The sequence below is a fragment of the Sporomusa sp. KB1 genome, from assembly GCF_007830295.1.
In the GTDB taxonomy this organism is placed as follows: domain Bacteria; phylum Bacillota; class Negativicutes; order Sporomusales; family Sporomusaceae; genus Sporomusa.
In genome coordinates this window covers 2,817,298-2,840,099 of record NZ_VLKC01000002.1, presented here as the reverse complement: position 1 = coordinate 2,840,099, position 22,802 = coordinate 2,817,298, and the positions used below count along the sequence as shown (strand labels likewise).

Below are 22,802 nucleotides of genomic sequence, written 5' to 3'. Positions count from 1 at the left end.
GCACTTAGACACACGACTTAAAAATCCACCTACACGCCCTTTACGCCCAATAATTCCGGACAACGCTTGCCACCTACGTATTACCGCGGCTGCTGGCACGTAGTTAGCCGTGGCTTCCTCCTTTGGTACCGTCATTAGAATGCATTATTCACACATCCCACGTTCGTCCCAAACGACAGAGCTTTACAATCCGAAGACCTTCTTCACTCACGCGGCGTTGCTCCGTCAGACTTTCGTCCATTGCGGAAGATTCCCCACTGCTGCCTCCCGTAGGAGTCTGGGCCGTGTCTCAGTCCCAGTGTGGCCGTTCATCCTCTCAGACCGGCTACTGATCGTCGCCTTGGTGAGCCGTTACCTCACCAACTAGCTAATCAGACGCAGACCCATCTCTAATCGGTAGCATATTCAGAGGCCACCTTTCTTATCTCAGTCATGCGACCAAGATACCACATTCGGTATTAGCACCACTTTCGCGGTGTTGTCCCCAGTTTAGAGGCAGGTTGTCTACGCGTTACTCACCCGTTCGCCACTAGGAGTTACAAGTAACTCCCCGTTCGACTTGCATGTGTTAGGCACGCCGCCAGCGTTCGTCCTGAGCCAGGATCAAACTCTCCAATAAAGATTTTTATTGAAGCCATTTGTTGGCTCTATAAATCAAATTAAGAAATTGTTTTTGGTTTTGTATGTCGCAAGCGACATACAACCGCACATCTGGCTTTTATGATGCATTACTTACACTGTTCAGTTTTCAGGGAACCGCGTACATGGATGTACTGCTGTCACCGGCGTATCATGACAATACGTTTTTCCCGGGACCGTTGTCGTTTGCTGACGACTTTTATATAGTAACACAAAGGTTTTAACTGTGTCAATATATCTTTTATTGGTAATTTTTGTCGATTGTCATAAAAAGCTTATGCTTCATTATAAACCTCATTTGCTGCAAGCGACTTTCATATAATACATTAAAGCAGCACCAGTGTCAAGCGCCACTTTAAAGTATTATACAGCCGTTCATTGCCCCGTTTATTGCTTAAACCAAAAAGTGTTGCACCGATTCTTTCAATTCGGTTGCCATAGCACTTGTTTCTTCCGCACCAGCTGCTATTGTCTGCATTGTTGAGGATTGCTCCTCAATGGAAGCTGTCGCCTCTTCAGTATGCGCAGCCACCGTTTCAATGACACTTGAAAGATCGTTGATTAAGTTCACAATTTGGTCTGAATTAGCTACCTGTTCTGAGGTAATATTACCAATTTCTTTAGCTTCGTCAGCCATAAACCTCACTGCCTGTAAGATTTTATCAAGTGCCAGGCCTGCCTCATTAACAGTAATAACACCGCCTTCTACTTCTGTTACATTTTGTGTCATAGCCAACACGGCTAGTTGTGTTTTTTCTGTAACTTTCTCAACTAATGCAGTGATTTCCTGTGCTCCCTGATTAGACTGTTCAGCCAACTGGCGCACCTCTTCCGCAACCACCGCAAATCCACGTCCGTGCTCCCCGGCCCGGGCGGCTTCAATAGCGGCATTAAGTGCCAAAAGATTAGTCTGTTTGGCAATCACCGTGATGGTATCAATAATCTGAGAAATTTGCTGAGAGTAATCATTCAATTCGCCTATTATCTGACTGGATCGTTTAGTCTGCTCTGTAATATTATCCATCTTGCTAACTGATTCAGTAACTTTAGTCCGTCCATTTTCAGCTGCTGCCAAAGTCTCTATTGAATTGTTGCAAGTATCATTGGCCTTTTTCTTAGCAATTTGAATAAGACTGGACAGTTCCACCAACGCCTGAGACGCTTCCAACATAGAACTATTACCAGTATCAGCCTCACCAGACAAGTGCTGCATGCTTTGAGAAATCGACTCTCCGGTGGCTGTGACCTCCTCGGTCGATGATGCCATTTGTTCTGATGCCATAGCCAGTTGTCCTGATGCTGAACGGATATTAGTAATCATACTAACGAAATGATTATGCATAATACGCAAGGAATTTCCCAATTCTCCAATTTCGTCAGAAGACTTGAGTTCCACAATATCCCGCAAATCTCCTGCAGCGTATTGATTGGTAATCGCAGTGAGGGCAAGTATAGGTTTCCTGATCATATTCGTTAAAACTATCGCAATAACCAGTCCCAATATCATCACAATCAGACTGATCACAATCGAAAACCGATTAACGTTGTCAGCCCTGTTTATACTATCATCAATCAAATTTTTCGCAAGATTTACATTGTTTTCAGCAATACCATCGGCCTTTACGGTTACTGATTCTGCTAACGGTGCCAACCGCTTGGTAATTCCATATAATTTTGTCCCAGATTCTCGTTCCAGCGCCAAGTCTCCCGCCGCCTTGGCAGCATGATAAGTCTTGGCTACCGGCAGATATTCCTTTACAATAATATCTCGATACTGATTTGTTTGATCAATTAGCAGCTGAACTTCCTGCTGCTTGTCCGCTCTAGCTATAGCCAGCAGTTCTTTTTCCGCTGTCAAAAGCTTATCAAAACCATTATCCATTTGTCCCAAGTATACGTTTTCACCAAAGGCAGCATAACCACGAATTGCAGCTATCGTATTCTTATATTGCACTGCAATAGTATCAGCTAGTGCCATCCTCGCATTAGCCTCATCAATTTTTACTAACTCTCCTTTTGCGCTTTGCAAATTGACAAAAGAGGTAATAGTCATAATAATCAGCAGCAGTAAGATAATACCAAAACTCACTGCAAATTTAAAACCTAATTTAGCTTTCAATATATTCACTCTCCCATTCGCTAAATTATCTGTCACAACATTAACCATGAATTAATGCACAAGTATCCCCACTCCGGAGGCATCATCCTTAATCGCTTTGCTAATTGGCAAATTTTTACATTGTTCGTACAAAGTATCAAAAGTATGCAATTTATCAATAGGCTGCGCCAGCATTTCAAAGAGACCATCAGTCAAGAAGAAAAAACTGTCGCCTGACTGAAAAGTCATCACGCACTCGTCATAAGCTTCTTTTTCATTAATGCCTAAAAACAAACCCGGACTCTTTATCACGGTTACTCCCTTGCTGTTTAAACAAAGAAAATAGCTTATCCCAGCAGAAGAATACGTCAATATCTTGCTTTTGAAATCAAACTCAAACAACAAGGCTGCGGCAAAACCACCACAGCTAAAAAATGGCATAACTTCATTGTTAATCCAAGCTAATTTGTCACTGACAGCTATATGTTTCTCAGCCGCCTGGCGAAAAAGATAACGCAAAATACCGCCCTGACTGGTTGCAGCAATGCCATGCCCCATCACGTCAAGAATAATTCCAAACAGAGTTTGATTGTCCTCATTATATTGAACGTCATATAAGTCACCGCTCAAGCCATGTAACGGCTGGTAAATAGTCCGCATAGAAAACTGTGCGGTTTCAAACTCCTCCGGTAAGAGCAATCGCTGAATTTTTCCAGCAATTTCTAACTCCTGCCTCACTTTACCGTCACCAGTTGCATCCCTAACCAGCGCAGCAATGACAGACTTCCCATGCATAACCAAACAACGGGCACTAATCTCCACCTTGAATAGTGTTCCATCTTTCTTTATATGATTTGCCATAAAAATATAGCCCCGCTTTGCCCGTTCAACCACCATTTCCATTTTTTCACATGCGGTTTCCCGCGACTCATGGCTCAAATCGACAATTGCCAGATTTTCAATTTCCTGTTGCTCATACCGATACATATGCAATGCCTTTTGATTCATAAATAATACATCATTGGTTTTGGCATCCAATAAAAGCACGGCGTCATTGATCATGTCCAATAGATCAAACCGTTGGCAATACTCACACATTTCCTGACCAACGGTGCTTTGCATAATAGCACTCATTCCTACATCCCCTTGCAACTTTGGTCACTGCATATCAAATACTTTATTCAAGCGGGTTAATTCAAATAATTCTTTGACAAAGCCGGTTGTACCGGTAATCACCAGGCTGCCGTTACATTGCTGTGTCCGCTTATGGATGGAAACCAATACACCAAGTCCGGAGCTGTCAATGTAGTCAACTTTATGCATTTTTACCAGAAAGTGCTTTTGCCCCATTTCCATATATTTTATAAGTTTTTCCCTCAGAAGCTCTGCTCCCTCAACATACAATCCGCCGGACAAATCAACAATAACTTGGTTATTGACAATGCTGGTATCAATTTGCATTCGCTAAACGCCCCTTTTCTATAATTTCGGATTCAGGTCTCATTGGAGAACTAGCAACTTTTTTAATTAAAACCATTTCGCTAGGTTCTGAAGAAAAATAATACTGATCCACGCAGTGCCTGATAATTTCAATGCCCCGTCCGCTTTCCTGCAAACCTTCCTCTTGCTTTGCCTCTGCTGTTGCAAACCCCTGACCTTCGTCGCGAATAATGACTCTGACTTCCCCTGGCCAATTCGTTATGGTTAATTGTACTTTTTTAGTTTCATCTTGCTTATTACCATGAAAAATAGCATTATTCACAGCCTCATTGATAGCGACAAAGAAAGGGTCAACTCCTGCAACCCGCATTTCGGTCAGTTTTTCTCGCACAGCTTCCCGTAATTCCGAAAATTCTTTCACTGTAGAAAAACAATACATACTTCTCACCTCATGCATCGTATTTCAACTATAACAGTGGCATGAACCAACAAAATCTCTTTTGCAGTTTCATGCCACTGTTATACATGCAACTTCAATTATTGCTAACATTACTTAACTATTGCTAATATTACCAAATTCTATGCTATTGATTATTAGTATAACTTTGTTAATAAAAAACTGCAACCCAACAAATAGTAAAATCCTGCAATTTATTACATAAATTCATTTTTTTATATCATTATTTGTTGACAGTAAGCGTTTTTTGCTGCTGACCTAGTTTTTTTTCCCAGTCAGTCATATTTTTGTACATAAACTCATGCACAAGAAATTCAGGCTGTACATAATCAATGATACTTTGTGCGACAGAAGTGGTAAATGGCCTGTGTTCATCAATCTTAAGTACATGATTCATAACTTCTTCCATGCTGTACTCTGCTTTAAACTTCCGGGAACTTTGACTGGCGCGAAGATATTTTCCGGATAACGATTTGTGCAAGTGAATCCCTTTGACATAATGCGCATAACTGCCTAGATTTTCCAAGGTATTTAGAATATAGTTAACCCCTTCAGCCTCTGTTCGTAATTCCGGATTCGTGTTCATTAGATGTCCGGTATCCAGCATGATACCACTATTACGATGGATGACGTTATCAAGCAGCATGGCGGTTACTTCTTTGTCTCTAAGTGTTAGCCCTGGCCACCATAGATTCTCAAATAATAGGGTTATATCCTGCGGAATTTCTGGCGCCAATGCGTTAGCTACCTCAATTGTGGCTTCAATTACCTCTTGACAGCTAGCACTAAACTGCCAGTTGAATAACTCAGGTACCCTCGCATGGCTAACATGAAACACAAGATACTTTACTCCGGCCTCTGTGGCAGTCCGGATATTATTACGATAAACAGCAAGCCAAGCTTCACGGGTTGATCCTCCATAACACTCATCAATGCCTGCTTGACTACCAAACTGCCTGAGCAATGCATCCTGATCGCCACGCCAAAAATCCAGCCACCAAGGCCAGAAACGCAGATGGCACCCTTGTATCCATTCTGCTCTGTGAAGGTGCGCGTCCCAAGGTCCGCAAAACATCATTTCGACACCATCTAAGTTATGCCGTTCCAAAAGTCCTTGTAAGCGCGCAGGATCGTTGTTTATAAGATCATTATCACAACAATAATTTGATATATTTACAAGCTGCAACATAGTGTATCCTCATTCAGCTATTTTTTAATCACCCTCGGTAGCATACTAATGCTCTTCTTAGAATTCTATCCCTTTTTGCGCTTTTATCCCTTTTTTATAGGGATGTTTGATTTCCTTCATTTCAGTTACTAAATCAGCTTTATCAATGATTTCCTGACATGCGTCGCGTCCGGTAAGCACAAGATGCAGTAAAGGAGGTTTCATCGCTAGCAGTTCAACTACCGCTTCCCCAGAAACCAGTCCAAATTTAACAGCATAGTTAATCTCATCAAGAATAATCATATCCCACTTTCCCGACATAATTTCCGTTCTCGCATCCTGGAGTGCTTTTTCAGCAGCCGCCTGGTGATCAGCTCTGTCATCCCCGGTGGCATTACTCACAAAACCTTCACCTAGCTGACGGATTACAAAGTCAGCCCCCATTCTCTCAGCAGCCTGTAATTCACCATATTTCCAGTTTCCTTTGATAAATTGTAAAACCAGTACCTTCAGTCCCTGACCCCATGCCCGCAGTCCCTGCCCTAAGGCAGCAGTTGTTTTTCCCTTGCCATTTCCCGTGTTTACAATTATCAAGCCTTTGGTTTCTGGCATACTATCCTCCCCTTTCCTTTACTGTAAAAATTCTTATTACCATACTATGAATTAAAAATTTCGCCTGTCACTACCTGCTCGGCAAACTGTACTGAGCTTAGCACAGTTACCTGCGGCAGCGTACACAATTTACGATATAACCTGGTTGCTTTACCACCAGTAAAATCGCGTTCCTCAATAGCTGTATCTTCAATAATAATAACTTTTTTGGCAACAAACGCCGCCTCGAGATTATCCAAATTTTGGTGTCCATAATATAGATTACTTAACACTGTAACATCGGCGGCAAGCATCTTTTCTCTGTTCTCCCTTGCCTGTACCTTATCAATAATACAAAAGGGCTGACTAACTATCGCCTGTATGCCAAATGCCATAGCTACATCTGCATCACTATCGCCATGTTGAAAAACACCGCCGCTCAAATTATAAGACCTTTCGTGCAGCAGCCGCAGAATATTTCCGGCAGAACCGCCGCCGCCAATCACGTGGACAGACGGCTGCTGTGTAGTAGTCCCGGCCGCCTCATAGGTGTGAATATCCAAATTACCTGTCACTTTATTAATGAAAACATCGGAATGTAAACCATAGGCCTTTTCCAGATTTTGAGCTGTGATGACTTCTTCCGGTCTTCCATCAGCAAGTATGGTGCCACCAGCCAATAAAATCAAACGCGTACAAAACTTAGCAGCCAGTTTGATATCATGGGCAATAATCAGCACCGTCTTGCCCTCTCGGCACATGACCTGGCAATGCCGAAAAATTTCTTCCTGATACCCCAAATCCAAACTGGCTGTCGGTTCATCAAGAAAGATGAGCGGTGTTTCCTGTGCCAATACCTTTGCCAGAAGAATCCGCTGCCGTTCCCCGCCTGAAACCTGCTGCACCGATTTCTCAGCCAAGGCCTCAACACCGGTGAAAGCCATATATTTCCGGGCAATTTCATAATCCTCGCTCTGCTCATTCTGCCACCATTTCAAATACGGGTAGCGCCCGGCCAACACCACTTCCAAGGCATTAAAACCAAAACCAACATTTACGTCCTGCTGCATATAAGCAATACTACGCGCCAGTTGTTTGTCACCCATAGTATGCAGCGGCTGCCCAAAAACCTGAACAGTCCCGGAGGTAATAGCTCCTATGCCGCGGAGGCCTCTGAGCAGTGTACTTTTCCCGGCGCCATTCGGTCCGATAATGCCAACAAATTCGCCTGAATTAGCCGCGAAAGAAATATCCCGCAAAATAGCTTTATCACCAATAGTAACCCCTACATTACTAGCAGCTAAAGCAATTGGACTGGTTGCATTCATGACAGCCCGCCTCCTTTCTGCGCTTTACGCAGCAGATACAAAAAGTAAGGTGCACCCAGTAATGCTGTCATAATACCAACCCGAATCTCAGACGGTGGCATTAACAGTCGTCCCAGTGTATCACAGGCCACTAGAAATACCCCTCCGGCCAAAGCGCAGGCTGGCAACAAGGTGCGATGCTCCGGCCCTAGCAAAAGACGCATAATGTGGGGTACAACCAAGCCCACAAAGCCAATTGTACCGCTAACACATACGGCAGTTGCGGTTGTCACAGCTGAAACAAACAACAACACTAGGCGCAAGAGGGCCACTGGAACGCCTACCGAACGTGCTTCCTGGTCTCCTAAAACTAGAATATTGAGATGTCTGGCTAATAAAAACAAAATAAGAATACCAATAATGATTGGACCAGCAGCCAGATAAACATGTTCCCAGCGGCGGTAATCCAGTCCGCCCACCGTCCAAAATAAAAATTCTCGCAGCCGGTACTCATTTATAAAGGTCAATATCCCGGAGGTCAAAGCGCCCATTAGCATACTTATGGCAACACCAGCCAAGAGAAGCACCATTACCGGGATTTTGCCATCACGCATAGCTAACGTAACCGTCACTCCCACTGCCAACAGCGCACCCAGTAACGCAAAAAATGGTAGGTAAAAAATCCCTTTAGCTGTCAAACCTAAAGCAATGGCAATAACGGCTCCTAATGCCGCACCGCTTGACACACCGATAATGCCTGGATCGGCCAGCGAGTTGCCAAATACTCCTTGCATAACTGCTCCTGACACCGCAAGTGCCGCACCCGCCAACAGCCCTACCAGCGTGCGCGGCATACGAATATGCCAGATAACAGATGTATATTCCTGATTAATATCGCTGCCTTGCATGCCAGGCAGGTGTAATTGTTGACCAATAACTGTCAGCGTGGCACTGATAGGTACGGTTACCTGACCCCAAGCTAGCGAGCATACGAGTATCAGCAGCAGCAGCACACCCAGCCCACTAAACAACATAGCTTTATTTCTTACCCTGCCTATCATATCATCTAGTCCTTCTGTTCATGATTTAGAAAGAATACTTAATGCCTAGCTGGAAGTTACGAGACGCCATGGGATAGTTACCCCGGCCACTTCCGGTTCCACTGGAAGTGAGTTCATAGGCCTTGTCTCCTAAATTGTAAACATTTAAGTAGACACTGGCAGCCGGCGTCATTTTATAGTTGGCCGCCAGATTCCAGACCCAGTAACTGCTGTCAATAAATCGATTGCGACTTAGTCCAGTTGCACTCAGACCATTGACATTCACATCCCACTTCGTATCAGTATAACCTACTTTCACACGATACCCGTTTGGTTGGCTGTTTTTGTCTTCAACTACATAACCGGCATTATTTTGATTGTTTTCCGTATGCACGTAGGAATAACCAACTTCACTATAATAATGTTCAGAAAGCTTGTGATGAATATCAAGTTCAAAGCCACGTTTCTTTTGTTTCGCGATATTACGTGCCCACGCATTATAATTGTTGTCATAATCCCACTCAATGGCGTCTGTAAGCTTGCTACTAAAGCAGTTGGCCGTTACTGATGTATTATTATTAAGTTTTTTATTCACCCCGACACTAAGTACATGTCCTTTTTCCGGTTTAAGATTAGGATTCCCTTTCGTTGACGTTCCATAATATTCCAGATCGTAATACAGGTCATCCAAATTAGGGGCCTTAAATACTTTATTGTAGGATAAGTAAATATCAGTAGATGAATCAGCACTATAATTTATATTCACTTTCGGCGTGGTTTGTCCGCCAAATTTGCTGTGATGGTCATAGCGCACGCCTGGTGTCATCGTCCATTTGTCTGTTACTGTAAAAATATCTTGTAAGTAAAATGCCGTATTAGTAACCGATTTATTTTTGTAGTTTACAATATCATAATATTCATCGTGATATGTACTTTCCAGGACTTCACCCTTTTCCCAGTCAAGGCCGGTAATCAGTTTATGTTTGTCACCTAATTGCCAGCCTGTTTGGTAGGCAAAGCCTTGTGTTCTGCTTTTATAGGTACCGTAAAAGCCTTGATCCGCATAGTTAGCATAGATACGGGCAAAACCCGGCACGTCTTTTTGTTTATTAAAATCATAGGTTAGCGCCCAGTTGTTTGATAATTTTGTCAATTGATTGAGCGATCCCAGACTTGGGTAACTTACCCCAAATGGTTGTCCGCCTTCATCATTCCAATGTTCAAAGTTAAAGGTAACCGAACGATTATCATCAATTGTTTTATCTAACCGCATGGTAAAGCCCTGTCCCTCATATTTGCTATTAGGCCACCGATAGCTGTCACCTTTACTACTGCCTGACGTTAAGGCTGGATTTAACACATTGTATTTCGTATAATCCTGTTCCTTTTTGTTGGCGGTAATATACCAGCTAAATCCGTTTTCACTGCCCTGGGTACTAAACCCATAATTGCGTTTGCCCCAGGAACCGACAGAAAGGTCCATTGTGGTTTTCGCTTCTGCGCCTTTGCGGGTAATAATATTAACTACCCCGCCGACAGCGTCAGAGCCATATAGGGCAGAGGCACCGCCTTTTACAATTTCAATACGTTCAATATTATCCAGAGAAATAATTGAGTTTAGATCAATACCGGCCCGGCTGCCAATGACGCCCTGGGGCTGACTAATCCTGCGTCCGTCAATCATAACCAGCACCCGGTCATCGCCGTTTAATCGAATTGTCTGATTGGCACCAGCAAAACCTTTAGTGGTAACAATCACTCCATTAACGTCTCGAAGCACATCTCCCAAGTTGGCGAAAGCCCCTTTTTCAATCTGCTCTTTGGAAACAACCGCAACATTTGCAGCTGTTTTCGTTGCTGCTGTTGGCACCCGGTTAGCCGTTATTACCACTTCATCAAACGAAAACTGGTCTTGCTTATCTGCCTCTTCCGCCAATGAAACACCCGGTACCTGAACTAGCAATGCGCTTGTCACCATAGCCCATAGCCATGCTTTGCTTGTACTTGCAGACTTCTTTTTTTTCACCATTATTCACTCCTATTTTATGCTTTCAACCTAAATGCCACCGGTAAGGTAGTTTGACAGGCAATACTTTGATTGGTTCCCCGCACTTTGGCTGGTACAAACCGCCAGCGCTGCACTGCAGCCGCAGCAGCATCATCCAACAGCTCTGAACCACTTGATTGATAGATACTAACCTGTCCGGCATGACCATTTTCCAAAATTTCAATATTGAGTACTACAGTGCCTTCAATGCCTGCCTGGCGTGCTTTCTCCGGATAATTCGGTTCCCGGCGTGACAATATTCCAGGAGGAATGACTTCTCTGGCTGTGCCCGTACTTTCCCCTGAACCTAAATTACCGCCAGCAATGCCGGCACCCGGCTCGCCAGCACCGATAGCACCAGTTGCAGTCGCACCAGCCGGCGTACCAGTCCCACTGTCAACAGCTACTACCGCCAGCGCACTAACAGCCACTATCGCCTCTTGTGCTACCGTTTCAGCTGCAGGTGTGGTTTGCGGTAGCTGCGGGACGACCTCCTGGCTGGGCGGCGCTACCGCCGGTGCATCTGTCATGGGTAGGCCTGGTAGGCCTGCCTGCTCATCACTGGCTAGCTCCAGTTCAATCAGTGTCTCCGGTATGGGAGCTGGCAGTACAGCTGTACCGGCGAAGTAACCGACACCGGAAAGCACAATGCTGTGTACAAGCGCAGAGATAACCGTAGCTTTGCGCCAACGCGAACCTGCCGCCCAATCCATTACTTATCCTTCCTTTCCGTCGCGATAGCCACCCGCTGGGCCCCCGCTAATTTCAATTCATCAAGGACAGCTACCACTTTGCCATATTCAGCCGCTTTATCAGAACGCAGGATAAAAACCAGGTCGCTCTGCTTACTCATTTCCAACTGTACCCGCTTTTTCAGCAATTCCAGTGGTACATCTTCCTGTTCAAATAAAATTCGTCCCTCTTTAGTAACCGCAATCGCCACACTGCGTGGTTTGTCACTTTGCGCTGAGGCAGCTTGTGGCAAATTAACAGGTATGGTCTGCTGATCAACCATATAGAGAGTACTCATAATAAAAAACACCAGCAAAAAAAAGATAATATCAATCATGGGAATAATCATCAGCTTAGGCTGGCGCTCAGTACGCAGATTACGCAATTTCATGACGTTTCTCCTGTTTGATATGCCCTATCAGCAATAGGCAAGTCTGTTCAATCTGGGTGATCAGTTTATCAAGCCGGTGGTTGAAATAACTATATACAATCATAGCTAAGGTAGCTACACACAAGCCGGAGGCAGTAGCAATAAGCGCTTCCCCGACCCCACCCGTAATGGCTTGAGGTTGACCGGCTTTGATATTCATGATACTGAAAGAACCAATCATGCCAACAACCGTTCCCAAGAGGCCCAAGAGCGGCGCTATGGTAACAATGGTGTCTAAATGGCTTAGATTGGTTCGCAGACCGGCAACAGCCAACGCCGCCTCTCCTTCCAGTACACTTTCGATATTGGCACAGCTACGCTGAACATAACCAATACCCTTAGCTGCAACAACAGCTGCAATACCTTGGGTCTGCCGGCATAATTCATAGGCTGCCGCCCACTCAGCCTGTTCCAGCAATGGCGTCAGCTGTTCGGTAAACTTGCACATATTGGTATTCATCTTTTTATAATATAAAAACCGTTCCACCCCGATGGCCACTACCAGTAAGGAACAGGCCGCAATCAAATACATAACCGGGCCGCCTTTATGAAAAATGCCAAAGGATTCTGCTATAATACTCATTTTTCTTCCTCCGTTTTATGTATAGTATTTGTGATAATGCTCAGCAGCAATGCCTGCCAGGCTTTCAGGCAAGATACCATGCTTGTATCGGCAATCACAGGTGCCGCCACACCGTATTTAGCAGCGACTGCCGTCAGCAGTTCATTGCCTGCCTGCTGCACTTCTCTACCAGATAATAGTTCCCACTGCAGTTCGTCCAGAAGATGTACATACAGAGCACTATAAGTCACTAAGCAATTATCACTGTCTAGCTGATATAGCTCGTGTAAAAACTTGGGTTTGATCACAGCTTTGTCCGTATTGTCTGCATAAGCCTGCCACAGTTCTTCTTCCGCTAATCCATAGCGTTTAAATCGGCGCAGCATGCTGTGCTGCTGCTCTGGCGACAACCCGGTCTGCTTAAATACAGCTTCCTTGACTGCCGGCATTACTGTCCGGCCAATTAGTTCTCCCAGCTTCGAATGCTTGCCTGCACACTCTAGGTGCAACGGCGAAGCAGGATTAGCAATGACAATCGTCTGATCAGTACCCGAACCGGTAGCCAAGCCTGTCGAGTAATTACTGCCTGCCATAAGTTCCTGCAAGGCAGCTGTCTTGGCTTCGGTACAGGTAACCAGGGCCCTGCTTACAATGCCTGGTGGCAAATCAGCGTCAATAATCAGGATAATATTGATCGTGCCAGGTTTCTCCACTGTACCTTTATCAATAGGCTGATAGTAGTCTGCCGGATCGCCAACACGTCCACCATTGACCTCAATCCCACCAGTGACAATGGCGGTTACCGTCAGAGTTTCATAGCGCTCTGTATGGATAGCCACATTCTGCATCGAGGCTGCCGTCTCCATCCCGGCCGTTGCCAGCGGGTCAAGCCCAATTTCCTCAGTAATGAGCTTTATATGTTCCTGGTAGGTGGGTGCACGCAGAGTGCAGGCCATCCCCGCCCCTGGATTACAGTCATTATTAAACACAGCTGTCAAATCTTCCCGGTAACCGCCATTGACAATAGCCGTACTGATTACCTTGCGTGGCTGCTCAAATAAAATGACAATACTTTTATAATAACGGTAAACATGATCGCCAGTAGCTAAGGTACAAATTTTCATGATACTGCTCCTCGTACTCTTTATCTTTTGCGACGAGTTAAGCCTCCCGCCTCTGCAGGCGGCGTTTGTTCAGGTGGGGTAGAGTCCCCACCTGAACCCGCCGATGTTTCAGCTATGCTGAAACAAGCTCACTTTTTCGACCTAAAAATACTGTGGATAAACAGCCCGGGCTACGTCCTGCACCCCAAGTACAATGTACTGTGAGGTAGCAGTTAAGTGTCTGTCAGGCACGACAATCATTTTTTTATTGCGAATGGCTTTGACCGACTGCAAGGCTGGGTCATTCTGTATATCCTCAGCAAACTTCTTCATATCGGTTTTGCCGCTATAATCCCAGACAGGCAGCAAAATTACATCTGGATTAACACTGACAATTTGTTCTTTGGACATTACGTCCTCACGGCTCAGTCCGGCCAATGCCGCCCCTTCAATTACCCCTGCCTGACGACAAATATCTTCAAAGGTACTGCCTTTGCCGCCGTTGTCACCCATCGTTGAAAACCGGATGGCTACCTGCTGGCTTCCTGCCGGAATCTGCCGCACTTGCTCATTAATTTGTGCCAGTTGGTTTTCCATCTCGGCTACCAACCGTTCACCGGCCTGCGCTTCACCAACAACCTGAGCGATTGTAGCAATAGATTGTTTGACTTCATCAACGGTGGCTGCTGTTTTATTGACATAGACCGGAATACCTACTTCCCTGAGTGTTTGGGGTAACGCCGGCGGCAGCCAGTCGGGAATAATGACAAGGTCTGGCTGCAGCGCAATAACACTTTCGGCATTGGCCTGTACTTTCTTAGGAACAATTTTGGCTTGTTCAACAATATTGGATACCCCGCTGTCACCAGACCAATGCGTCAGAGCCGCAATACGCTCTGGGGCTACCAGAGCCATAAGAATTTCATCAGTGCTAATCGATAGCGACACAATCTTCCGGGGCTTTTGTGGAAGTTGCAATACATAACCAGTACTATCGACCACTTCGTAGCCACCAGAACCAGCTGTACTTTTGCCATAGGGCGAACTACTATTATTCTTTTCGGTACAGCCACCGGCGAATAGCAGCAGCAGTCCTAAAACCACGAGCATGCTCCAGTGGAGGAATGGTCGTTTAGCTGGATTTACAAATGTCATAGCATCATCTCCTACGGGTTGTCTCCTCAGCCGCTGCTGTGCAGCATCTTTATAGCCATAATAGAGCAACCGGTGTTATTTTTATTCACTGCTGATTAAGAAAACAGATGCAAATAGCAAAACTCCCGACCGGTTACAGTCGGGAGTACTAACAGCAAGCTAATAAAAAGCTCCTGGTATATAAAACCAGGAGCGAATCAACTAGTGCGCCACAAAAACGCCTACTGTAATCCCCTCCCCAAACCTCGTGGGTAATAAACGGTGATTGTCAGACAGGCAGTTCTCCTGACTTCGGATCATTGCTTGCTTAAACCTTCCCAGGAAATCCATCCCAGTGGCATAACTTAAACTTGCTCCCCGTTACAGTGGCGGGACCGCGCCGGCTTTTCACCGGTCTTCCCTATTAAGCCCAATTGGGCACCTACCTCGAATATTCTGTTTTCAGTATTAGTATATACCTCAGTCAAAATAGTTGTCAAGGTTTACCTTACTGAGCTTCAATTAGTCTTTTGGAATTTAACCGTAAACATTGCTATACTTGACCTAAGATTTGATCAAGAAGTTTGCGTATCGCAGGGCTACATCCAGCATATAGCTGCATGAATTCCAAAAATGGAAATACACCAAAATATTGTCCAGCGTAGATAATGACGGATTGAGTCTTCTTCTCTTTATAATTTTTCAATACAACTGGCAGCGATTTTCCTCTGTATTTCTATCCTTCATCTATGTTTTTAAAGACTTGGAAGTATAGGTATCCCAGCAATGTCATCACGATGTAAAACGTAATGTAGTTGAATTTCGTACTTTTGAAATCTTTCAATTTCCAGAAGTCTTTGAGTTGGCGAAAATCTTCTTCAATTTCAGGACGTATTTCATAAACTTGCAAAATCTGACGAGCCGTTTTATAAAGATCCGTGGTAAATTCCACTTCATTATATCAGAAATGAGTTTTGTTTTTCAAAAAACTAATTAAAGGTAGTTAATAACATTATTGACAAAAAAATTATAAAATGGTAATTTATATAACATACCTATTATTGTTTTAATCTTTGCCATACCTGCTTAAAGGCTTCGATGGTCTAAATTTGGAGGGTTTATGTCTTTAGATTTGATTTTTGACATTGTTTTGGCATACTTACTTGACTTAATTATTGGAGATCCTTATTGGCTACCTCATCCAGTTAGAGCTATAGGTTGGCTGATAATAAGGTTGGAACAATTTTTGAGAAGCTTAATAGAAATTTATTGTAATAAAATTGGAAATGTTAATATAGTGAAAATAGAAAGGCTTGCTGGATTTATTTTGACAACATTTGTTGTATTTGTAACTTTTATAATTGTTTTTTCAATTCTAAAAATAGCTGCATCAATAAGCATGGTTTTATTTCACATCATAAATGTTTATTTTATATATTCTTCTATGGCAGTAAAGTGTCTTGCCGATGAAGCCATGAAGATATATATTATGTTGAAAAACGAGAATATGCTTGCAGCGAAAAAGCAGCTCGTAATGCTTCTCAATAGAGATACAAAAGACTTAAGTAAAAAGGAAATAATGCTTGGAGTTATTGAATGTATTTCAGAAAATACTGTCGATGGTGTTATATCACCTTTGTTTTATGCAATCGTAGGATCATTTTGGGGAATAAGTGCTCCTTTAGCTTATGCTTTTAAAGCGGCTAGCACATTGGATTCTATGGTAGGCCATATGAATGAGAAATATATAAACTTTGGAAAATTTTCTGCAAAAATAGATGATGTCACAAACTATATACCTGCGAGATTATCAGGAATTCTAATTCCTTTGAGTTCCTTTTTTTGTGGGATGGGTTTTTTAAAAAGCTTCTCTATAATGATAAGAGATAGAAAAAATCATAAAAGTCCCAATAGCGCATATCCTGAAGCAGCGGTAGCAGGAGCTCTTGGAATTAGGTTAGGAGGTCCCTACCCTCACTTTGGTAAAATAGTTAAAAAACAAACTATAGGCGAGTTAGTGAAAGAAGTAGAGTTATCTGATATACGCAAAGCAATTAAACTAATGCATATAGCCACATTTTTATTTCTTATATTTAGCTTAGGAATATTAGTGTTTTATAACACTATATAGTTGTTTTTAAATTGTTCTAATTGACTATTTTCGCCCAGTAGAGGCGAGGGCTTATTTGAACCAAGTAGTTGCATGCGTTGTCATTAAATGCCTAAACCACCAGCTAAGCTAGCAATGTCGTCAACTTAAGGATGTTTGTCTAAAAATACCCCTTATTAAAAGGGGTATTTTTAGACAAACGAAAAAAGAATTCCAACACAAACAAGGCTATCGCAATTATGAAAAAGAAATAGCCTTAATCTTCCTAAGATTAAAGATAAAAAGTCAAATACAACTTTTCATGTGTATATAGTACCTTCTTCGAGTGTTTTTTCGGTATCTGCCAAATTTTCTGTTGGGTCGGACAATGGATCGTACACGGACAGCCTCTTCCAGTAATTGAGCAATGATTTTTCCCCGTGTAGAATTGGCTGTCCTAAGAAGAAAGATGATATTATATTTCATTCGGTTTAGAATATAACTTCGGCTAGACTGATAAACATGCTTGTTATCTGAGGACCTATATACTTAAAATATGGTTCGCATGTAGAAGTAATAGGAGGCAAAGGACATGGTGAACTGTTCCACGAGCTGATCACCGAAAAGGTTGATTGTTTTACAAAACAGTTAAGAGCATCAGATTTTAATTTGAGACCGGCTAACCAAGGAGCGCTAACGCTAAATGGAGAAAATTCATGGATAGACATATAGTTTCTTATCGGCATATTGTGCAGATTGCTTATCCCGCTACACTTTCTATGCTAGCAATGAATGCAATGATATTTGTTGACCGAATGTTTGTGTCGCAATATAATCTTACGCAGTTTGCGGCCATGATTCCCGCCGGTTTGTTTGCCACCTCAATAGCAAGTATTTTTGGAGGAATTGTTGGTTACTCTTCGGTGCTAGTTTCACAGTACTTTGGTGCCCGCAGATATAATGATTGCTCTGCGTCCACGTGGCAAGCAGTGTATTTAAGTGCGCTATTTGCCGTTCTGTTAATTGTCTCTTCAGTAGGGTTAGAAAATATATTTCAAATATTAGGACATGATGAATCTGTAATACATTTTGAAAAGGAGTATTTCTATCTTATTATATCTGCAAATTGCTTCCAATTATTCACTACTGCTTTATCCGGCCTTTGTTACGGCATTGGTGACACCAAAACGACAATGCGTATAGAAATTTTTACCAATGTTGTAAACATGGTTTTTGCTTGGCTCTTGGTATTTGGGAAGTGCGGATTTCCTGAGATGGGGATGTTTGGGTCAGGTCTGGCGACGAATATTAGTTGCGCAATTGGTCTAGCAGTATATTTATTGCGGTTAAACCAAAGAAGCTTTAAAAGTCGATTTCAATTTTTCACAAACTTTGGCTTTAACAAATTTCTACTTCATAAAATAGTGAAATTTGGGTTGTTTTCCGGTATACAGTCGTTTACTATTACAGGATATTTCAGTATTTTTCTTCTCATTATTGGAATGGTGGGTGAATTTGATTTGACTTGTGCCAACATCGCTGTTGCGCTTCAAGCTGCAGCGATATTGCCAGCATATGGGATTACAACTGCAGTAGGTATTTTAGCCGGTCAAGAGAGAGGAGCTAATAGACCGAATAATCTTGCAATAATCCTAAGAAAAGGAATTTTAATAGGTTTCTGTTATGTCGTTTTAATCGTTATTTTTTTCAATCTATTGCCCGAATTTCTAATTTCTATTTTTAATAGTGAACATGATAAGGAGCGGCTTGTATTAATTAACAATGCCACTATTCCACTGGTCAGACTTACCTCAATATGTGTTGCACTCGAAATGGTGTTCTCGACTATTGGTAGTGCGCTTCAAGCCGTTGGCGACACCAGATTTATGATGGTCACGTATACTGTGATTCCTTTTATATTTTATGTGATTATGCCATACATAATCTGCGTAAGGGGCTCACTTTCACTGGAAATACTATGGATTATACTAATAGGGTACAGAATAATTATGTTGCTAGTATTAACGAAGAGGTTTGTAGGAGGTAAGTGGAAAGCTATTAACGTGATCTAAACCATTACACATGCTTATTCCATTTATCACAGGACTTAGCTAGGCTAACAGCATCTTCATAGATTATCATATTCTTTTTTGCCGGAATATAGGTATCTACAAGTCGTTCCTTTTTTAGAAAATTCATCACGTCACGGGACAGGAATCCTCGGTCATTGATCAAGATATCGTGTTCTTTGAAGCATGCTGTAGTCTTCAACATTTCCCGGCATAATTCAAGATCATGTATCTGAATGCTGCCAAAAACAATTTCTTCAACAGCACCTGCATCATCCAGAAGGCCACGGAGTACGCCAAGTTTGTATCCGCTGAAAGTCTCGCCTTCAATTTTGACTATGCCGGTTTTTTCATAGTTGTTATTACTGATATTTATTCGGTAAGCTTAAATCAATAGCATTGATATGTCCGCTTTTTATAGCATTCAGTACACGTTCTTTATCTTTTTGGCAAAGTTGCATCATAACAGGATCACTCAATATATCAGAAATGAGCTTTGTTTTTCAAAAAACTAATTGAAGTTACAGAGATTTATGAATCTCTGTACCCATGAGGCGGTTGGAGAATGGCGGCTTTGAGATGGCCTACGTAGATATCTTGAATGGCTATGTTTTCACCCAAGCCCCGGAAATATACATCTACCTCAAAACCAGCCGCCACTAGCTGGGATTTGGCAGAGCCTTCTGCCTCACCAGCCATATCGTTAGTGGCATGATCGCCAGCTACCAGCAAAAATGGCATCAAGGTAACTTTTTTAACTTGCTTCTGTTTTAGTTTATTGATAATCCGGCTCAAAGATGGAAATCCCTCCACCGTGTAGACAAAGACATTACTAAAGCCGGCATCTTCGAGTTTTAACTGCAGTATACCATAGGCGGCATTAGCCGGATGCATCCCGCCATGCCCCATAAGTACAACGGCATTTGCAGGGTCAGCTTCTGGCAACTGAGTTGCCAGTGCCTTTATAGCAATTTCATAATCATCAGGATGGTTGTCCTGCCCCATGCAGTAAAGCAGCGGACGAGCCAGCCGGATTTTTTCAAAAACCTTTTCTTTCCCTTGGGCATAATGGCAGACAAGTTCCTTTATCTTATCATATTCGGCCCCAGGCACAATATGCAGCGGCTGAAGATACACTTCCTGATACCCTTCCGTCTGGAGACGTTCTAAAGCTTGTCTCTCATTATCAATCCGGACACCATCGCGTTCAGCTAACCGCTTGATAATAGTCCGGGAAGTAAATGCCCTGCGCACCTCATAATCAGGAAAAGCAGCACGGATGCGATTCTCCACACTTTCAATATTCAGCATCAATGTTTCCGGATAAGAAGTGCCAAAACTAACAACTACGATGGCTTGCTTTTTCACAGCTTGTTCTTGATTCATAAGTATTTCCCCTCATTTTACATAATGATAAATGCATCACGTTACATGCAGACAACCTGGTTTCTTCCGGCCGCTTTGGCTTTGTACAAGGCATCATCAGCCCGCTGAAAAAGCCTGGCCGGCGTATCGTCCTGCCGCAGCTCAGCAATACCTATGCTGGCAGTTACTGTTACCTTAGCCTCCCCTGCAGGCATAAATGCTTCGGCCTGGAGTTGACCACGAATACTGTCTGCAATCTGTACGGCCGCCTCGCAATTGCTGCCTGGCAGTAAGACAACAAACTCTTCTCCCCCATACCGGAAAGCCATTTGGGACTGTTCAAGGACATTCAGCAATACTTGGGCAAGCTGGCTAAGCACTTGATCACCCCGCAGGTGTCCATATCTGTCATTATAGATTTTGAAATGATCAATATCGATTATCATTAATGTCAATAACCTGTCACACTCCAGGGCTGCATCTATTTTTTGCTCCATAACCTTAGTAAAATAACGTTTATTATATAAGCCGGTCAATTCGTCAGTGAGACTTAAATTCCGATAGTATTTCATGTGTTTTGTCAATACCATTTCTTTTAAACGCAAAGTTTTAAATCTTTCCGATAAGGCAAAAGAAAGTAAGATTGATTCGCAGGCTGTTGCCACTAATAGATAATTGACTGCAGTAAATGTATCAGGGATATATGCGGCCATTACCCATACTACAATCCCTACCGCAAGCACACCCCAGGCTAGTAAATAATACCTAGCTGGACGAAATCCCTGACGTAAACGCCAAACAGCCACCGCCATATATGCGATCGGGCCAAACAGACCCAGCCCATGTGCCAGCTGATTAGCCCAAATAGTATAGCCAAAAAAGCCCCAGCAACCTTGAACCAAAGCTGCTACCACAAGTACTGCCCTCGTTTTATTCCAAAGAGCATTGAACTCAACCTGCAGAAAATAATGAGTAAAGTAAATCGACGCAAGGAAGGCAGCAGTTAGCCACACCCAAAAAATCGCATTATAGCTTTGATAAGCAATATCAAGCCACAGCTTGAGATGCCCGTGCACTTGAAATTGATAGAGCAGCATAAAGCCGATATATAACACGTAACACAAATAAGATTTGTCCTGCAAAACGAAAAATATAAACAGATTATAAAAAAACATGGCTAGCAAAATCCCATAGAAAATGCCAAAACCAAGATTCTTCAAAAAAGCCTCTGTATAGAAAGAGTTATCCCGCCATAGCACTACCGGCAGCCTAAGAGCCGAACTACTTTCCAGCCGAAGATACAAAAACTGGTCCTGCCGGTATTGATCTGGAATGGAAAACACCCAGCTATTATCCAAGACATCCCTATTGGCGGCAGGCCTGCTTACCCCCACCGATTTTGCAAGATAACCTACACCGGCAACCGCACTGCTATCGTTAACCGGTATAAACAAATCTATTTTGTCAATATTAGGATTCTTAAGCTCCAGTATTTGACTAGCCGTAATAGCGCCTGGATTATTGGGCGGTAGTTGAAAGCGCAGCCAGTAGATTGATTTTGTAATACCCAGAGAAATGATTTGGTGGGGATACTGCTTAAATTGATTAGCAAAAACAGAGGAGCTTATGGCCGCAAAGTCATATTCTCCCCTTACATCCTCAATTAATTCAAAAGTAGTTATCGGATATGCACTATGTTCCGACTTTTGCGAAGCATAGGCTCTATCGAAAAAGCCGCTGGAAATAATGGTCAGAAATGCCAATAATCCTATGATCCAATATTTTTTTGTCATTTACCGTATCGCCAACCCGTGTTCAATGTTCAATAATATCAATTATTTACATAGTATTGGGATTACGTTCGATATTGGCGCTTTCTTTTCCTTTCCAGCAAGACCAACAGTAAACCGATAAATGAGCATCGTCTGAAAAAAACCATAGGTTCTTCATAAGTTCTTCACATTTGGTATCTATACTATACTTAAATCTTAATTTAAGGAAGGTGTTAGCATTATGACAATGACACACTATATGGAATTATTGGCTGTTAATCAACCATGGAATCTTATTATGTACATGGTCATTCCGGTTGCATTAGCGGAAGCACTTGTTGCAACAGAATTTTTCACCGTTTTTCTTCGAGGTTCCAATAACAGTAGTTGGAGAACCTGGAATAAATGGATTGGAATTATTCTGGGGTTTTATTTCCTAGGCGTTTTTCTCAATTTAATAACTACCGTTATTCCCAACATTCAATGGCGCGGTACTGCGGATATATTGGCAGTCGGCTCCTATCTTAGCGGGGTTATTCCTCTTTTTAGCATTGCCTTACTGGAGCTTGGCGTAATCGGCAAAGGAAAATCCGCGGATGATAAAATGAAGCTTCACTTTATCCTTTTGACCGTCTTTCTCATTGTGGCCCACGTAGCCATGGTTTTTGGTATGGTTGATCCAACAATTATGGGGTGGAATCCCTCTGCCAGCGGTGGACATATGCAGCATATGGGACACCAGTAATTCCATGTTCAAGC

General features: G+C 42.9%; 22 protein-coding genes, 1 riboswitch and 2 other annotated features (1 of these 25 running past the window's edge). Of the genes, 4 read left to right on the top strand and 18 right to left on the bottom strand.

Features of this window, described 5'->3' with window-relative positions:
* Nucleotides 1–29 (bottom strand) — a sequence feature (23S ribosomal RNA rRNA prediction is too short); it reaches 298 nt to the left of the window's first position.
* Between the two features lie 28 nt (nucleotides 30–57).
* Nucleotides 58–611, bottom strand: a sequence feature (16S ribosomal RNA rRNA prediction is too short).
* A 72-nt stretch (nucleotides 612–683) separates the two neighbouring features.
* Nucleotides 684–863: a hypothetical protein gene (locus SALPA_RS30500; RefSeq protein WP_222428027.1), complete on the top strand. Its 180-nt coding sequence runs from the start codon at nucleotides 684–686 to the stop codon at nucleotides 861–863.
* 170 nt (nucleotides 864–1,033) lie between these two features.
* Here SALPA_RS30500 and SALPA_RS16805 read toward each other — a convergent pair whose 3' ends face one another.
* From SALPA_RS16805 to SALPA_RS33280, 15 genes are all read right to left on the bottom strand, one after another.
* Nucleotides 1,034–2,758 (bottom strand): methyl-accepting chemotaxis protein, encoded by a 1,725-nt coding sequence (locus SALPA_RS16805; RefSeq protein WP_370516710.1) that lies wholly within the window; start codon nucleotides 2,756–2,758, stop codon nucleotides 1,034–1,036.
* A 51-nt stretch (nucleotides 2,759–2,809) separates the two neighbouring features.
* Entirely contained in the window at nucleotides 2,810–3,871 is a 1,062-nt protein-coding gene (locus SALPA_RS16800) for a SpoIIE family protein phosphatase (protein ID WP_255451241.1), read from the bottom strand.
* A gap of 24 nt (nucleotides 3,872–3,895) precedes the next feature.
* A complete protein-coding gene (locus SALPA_RS16795) occupies nucleotides 3,896–4,198 on the bottom strand; it encodes an STAS domain-containing protein (RefSeq protein WP_145096501.1) in 303 nt (100 codons plus the stop codon).
* Complete coding sequence (locus tag SALPA_RS16790) at nucleotides 4,188–4,598, bottom strand: ATP-binding protein (RefSeq protein ID WP_222428026.1); 411 nt, start codon at nucleotides 4,596–4,598, stop codon at nucleotides 4,188–4,190. Before SALPA_RS16790 ends, SALPA_RS16795 begins: the two co-directional genes overlap by 11 nt.
* Before the next feature lie 259 nt (nucleotides 4,599–4,857).
* A complete protein-coding gene (locus SALPA_RS16785; protein ID WP_145096495.1) occupies nucleotides 4,858–5,823 on the bottom strand; it encodes a TIM barrel protein in 966 nt (321 codons plus the stop codon).
* A gap of 57 nt (nucleotides 5,824–5,880) precedes the next feature.
* Nucleotides 5,881–6,414 carry a cob(I)yrinic acid a,c-diamide adenosyltransferase gene (gene cobO, locus SALPA_RS16780; RefSeq protein ID WP_145096492.1) on the bottom strand — a complete coding sequence of 178 codons (534 nt, stop codon included), beginning with the start codon at nucleotides 6,412–6,414 and terminating at the stop codon, nucleotides 5,881–5,883.
* A gap of 44 nt (nucleotides 6,415–6,458) precedes the next feature.
* A complete protein-coding gene (locus SALPA_RS16775; RefSeq protein ID WP_145096490.1) occupies nucleotides 6,459–7,721 on the bottom strand; it encodes an ABC transporter ATP-binding protein in 1,263 nt (420 codons plus the stop codon).
* Nucleotides 7,718–8,761 carry an iron ABC transporter permease gene (locus SALPA_RS16770; protein ID WP_145096487.1) on the bottom strand — a complete coding sequence of 348 codons (1,044 nt, stop codon included), beginning with the start codon at nucleotides 8,759–8,761 and terminating at the stop codon, nucleotides 7,718–7,720. Before SALPA_RS16770 ends, SALPA_RS16775 begins: the two co-directional genes overlap by 4 nt.
* A 25-nt stretch (nucleotides 8,762–8,786) precedes the next feature.
* A complete protein-coding gene (locus SALPA_RS16765; protein WP_145096485.1) occupies nucleotides 8,787–10,769 on the bottom strand; it encodes a TonB-dependent siderophore receptor in 1,983 nt (660 codons plus the stop codon).
* A 14-nt stretch (nucleotides 10,770–10,783) separates the two neighbouring features.
* Nucleotides 10,784–11,500, bottom strand: coding sequence for an energy transducer TonB (locus tag SALPA_RS16760; RefSeq protein ID WP_145096482.1), 717 nt, complete (start codon nucleotides 11,498–11,500; stop codon nucleotides 10,784–10,786).
* Nucleotides 11,500–11,910, bottom strand: coding sequence for a biopolymer transporter ExbD (locus SALPA_RS16755; protein WP_145096479.1), 411 nt, complete (start codon nucleotides 11,908–11,910; stop codon nucleotides 11,500–11,502). Before SALPA_RS16755 ends, SALPA_RS16760 begins: the two co-directional genes overlap by 1 nt.
* Complete coding sequence (locus tag SALPA_RS16750) at nucleotides 11,897–12,532, bottom strand: MotA/TolQ/ExbB proton channel family protein (RefSeq protein WP_145096476.1); 636 nt, start codon at nucleotides 12,530–12,532, stop codon at nucleotides 11,897–11,899. Before SALPA_RS16750 ends, SALPA_RS16755 begins: the two co-directional genes overlap by 14 nt.
* Complete coding sequence (locus SALPA_RS16745; protein ID WP_145096474.1) at nucleotides 12,529–13,635, bottom strand: adenosylcobinamide amidohydrolase; 1,107 nt, start codon at nucleotides 13,633–13,635, stop codon at nucleotides 12,529–12,531. The genes SALPA_RS16750 and SALPA_RS16745 overlap by 4 nt, the downstream gene beginning before the upstream one ends.
* Nucleotides 13,636–13,776: 141 nt before the next feature.
* Nucleotides 13,777–14,769, bottom strand: coding sequence for an ABC transporter substrate-binding protein (locus SALPA_RS16740; protein WP_145096471.1), 993 nt, complete (start codon nucleotides 14,767–14,769; stop codon nucleotides 13,777–13,779).
* 257 nt (nucleotides 14,770–15,026) lie between these two features.
* A riboswitch (cobalamin riboswitch) is annotated at nucleotides 15,027–15,209 on the bottom strand.
* 275 nt (nucleotides 15,210–15,484) lie between these two features.
* Entirely contained in the window at nucleotides 15,485–15,700 is a 216-nt protein-coding gene (locus SALPA_RS33280) for a transposase (RefSeq protein WP_222428025.1), read from the bottom strand.
* Between the two features lie 168 nt (nucleotides 15,701–15,868).
* Between SALPA_RS33280 and cbiB the strand changes: the two genes are divergently transcribed.
* Nucleotides 15,869–16,879 carry an adenosylcobinamide-phosphate synthase CbiB gene (cbiB, locus tag SALPA_RS16730; RefSeq protein ID WP_145096469.1) on the top strand — a complete coding sequence of 337 codons (1,011 nt, stop codon included), beginning with the start codon at nucleotides 15,869–15,871 and terminating at the stop codon, nucleotides 16,877–16,879.
* Nucleotides 16,880–17,553: 674 nt separating this feature from the next.
* Nucleotides 17,554–18,909, top strand: a complete 1,356-nt coding sequence (locus SALPA_RS16720; protein ID WP_145096466.1) for an MATE family efflux transporter — start codon at nucleotides 17,554–17,556, stop codon at nucleotides 18,907–18,909.
* 4 nt (nucleotides 18,910–18,913) lie between these two features.
* Here SALPA_RS16720 and SALPA_RS30490 read toward each other — a convergent pair whose 3' ends face one another.
* The 3 genes from SALPA_RS30490 to SALPA_RS16710 all read right to left on the bottom strand — a co-directional run bounded on the left by SALPA_RS30490 (nucleotide 18,914) and on the right by SALPA_RS16710 (nucleotide 22,064).
* The gene (locus SALPA_RS30490; RefSeq protein ID WP_222428024.1) at nucleotides 18,914–19,111 is read right to left on the bottom strand and encodes a hypothetical protein; all 198 of its coding nucleotides are present in this window, start codon (nucleotides 19,109–19,111) and stop codon (nucleotides 18,914–18,916) included.
* 326 nt (nucleotides 19,112–19,437) lie between these two features.
* Complete coding sequence (locus SALPA_RS16715) at nucleotides 19,438–20,292, bottom strand: sirohydrochlorin cobaltochelatase (protein WP_255451240.1); 855 nt, start codon at nucleotides 20,290–20,292, stop codon at nucleotides 19,438–19,440.
* Nucleotides 20,293–20,333: 41 nt separating this feature from the next.
* Entirely contained in the window at nucleotides 20,334–22,064 is a 1,731-nt protein-coding gene (locus tag SALPA_RS16710) for a diguanylate cyclase (RefSeq protein WP_145096463.1), read from the bottom strand.
* Nucleotides 22,065–22,284: 220 nt separating this feature from the next.
* On the opposite strand from SALPA_RS16710, the gene SALPA_RS16705 reads away from it, so the two are divergent.
* Complete coding sequence (locus SALPA_RS16705) at nucleotides 22,285–22,788, top strand: DUF6803 family protein (protein ID WP_145096460.1); 504 nt, start codon at nucleotides 22,285–22,287, stop codon at nucleotides 22,786–22,788.
* Nucleotides 22,789–22,802: the final 14 nt, after the last annotated feature.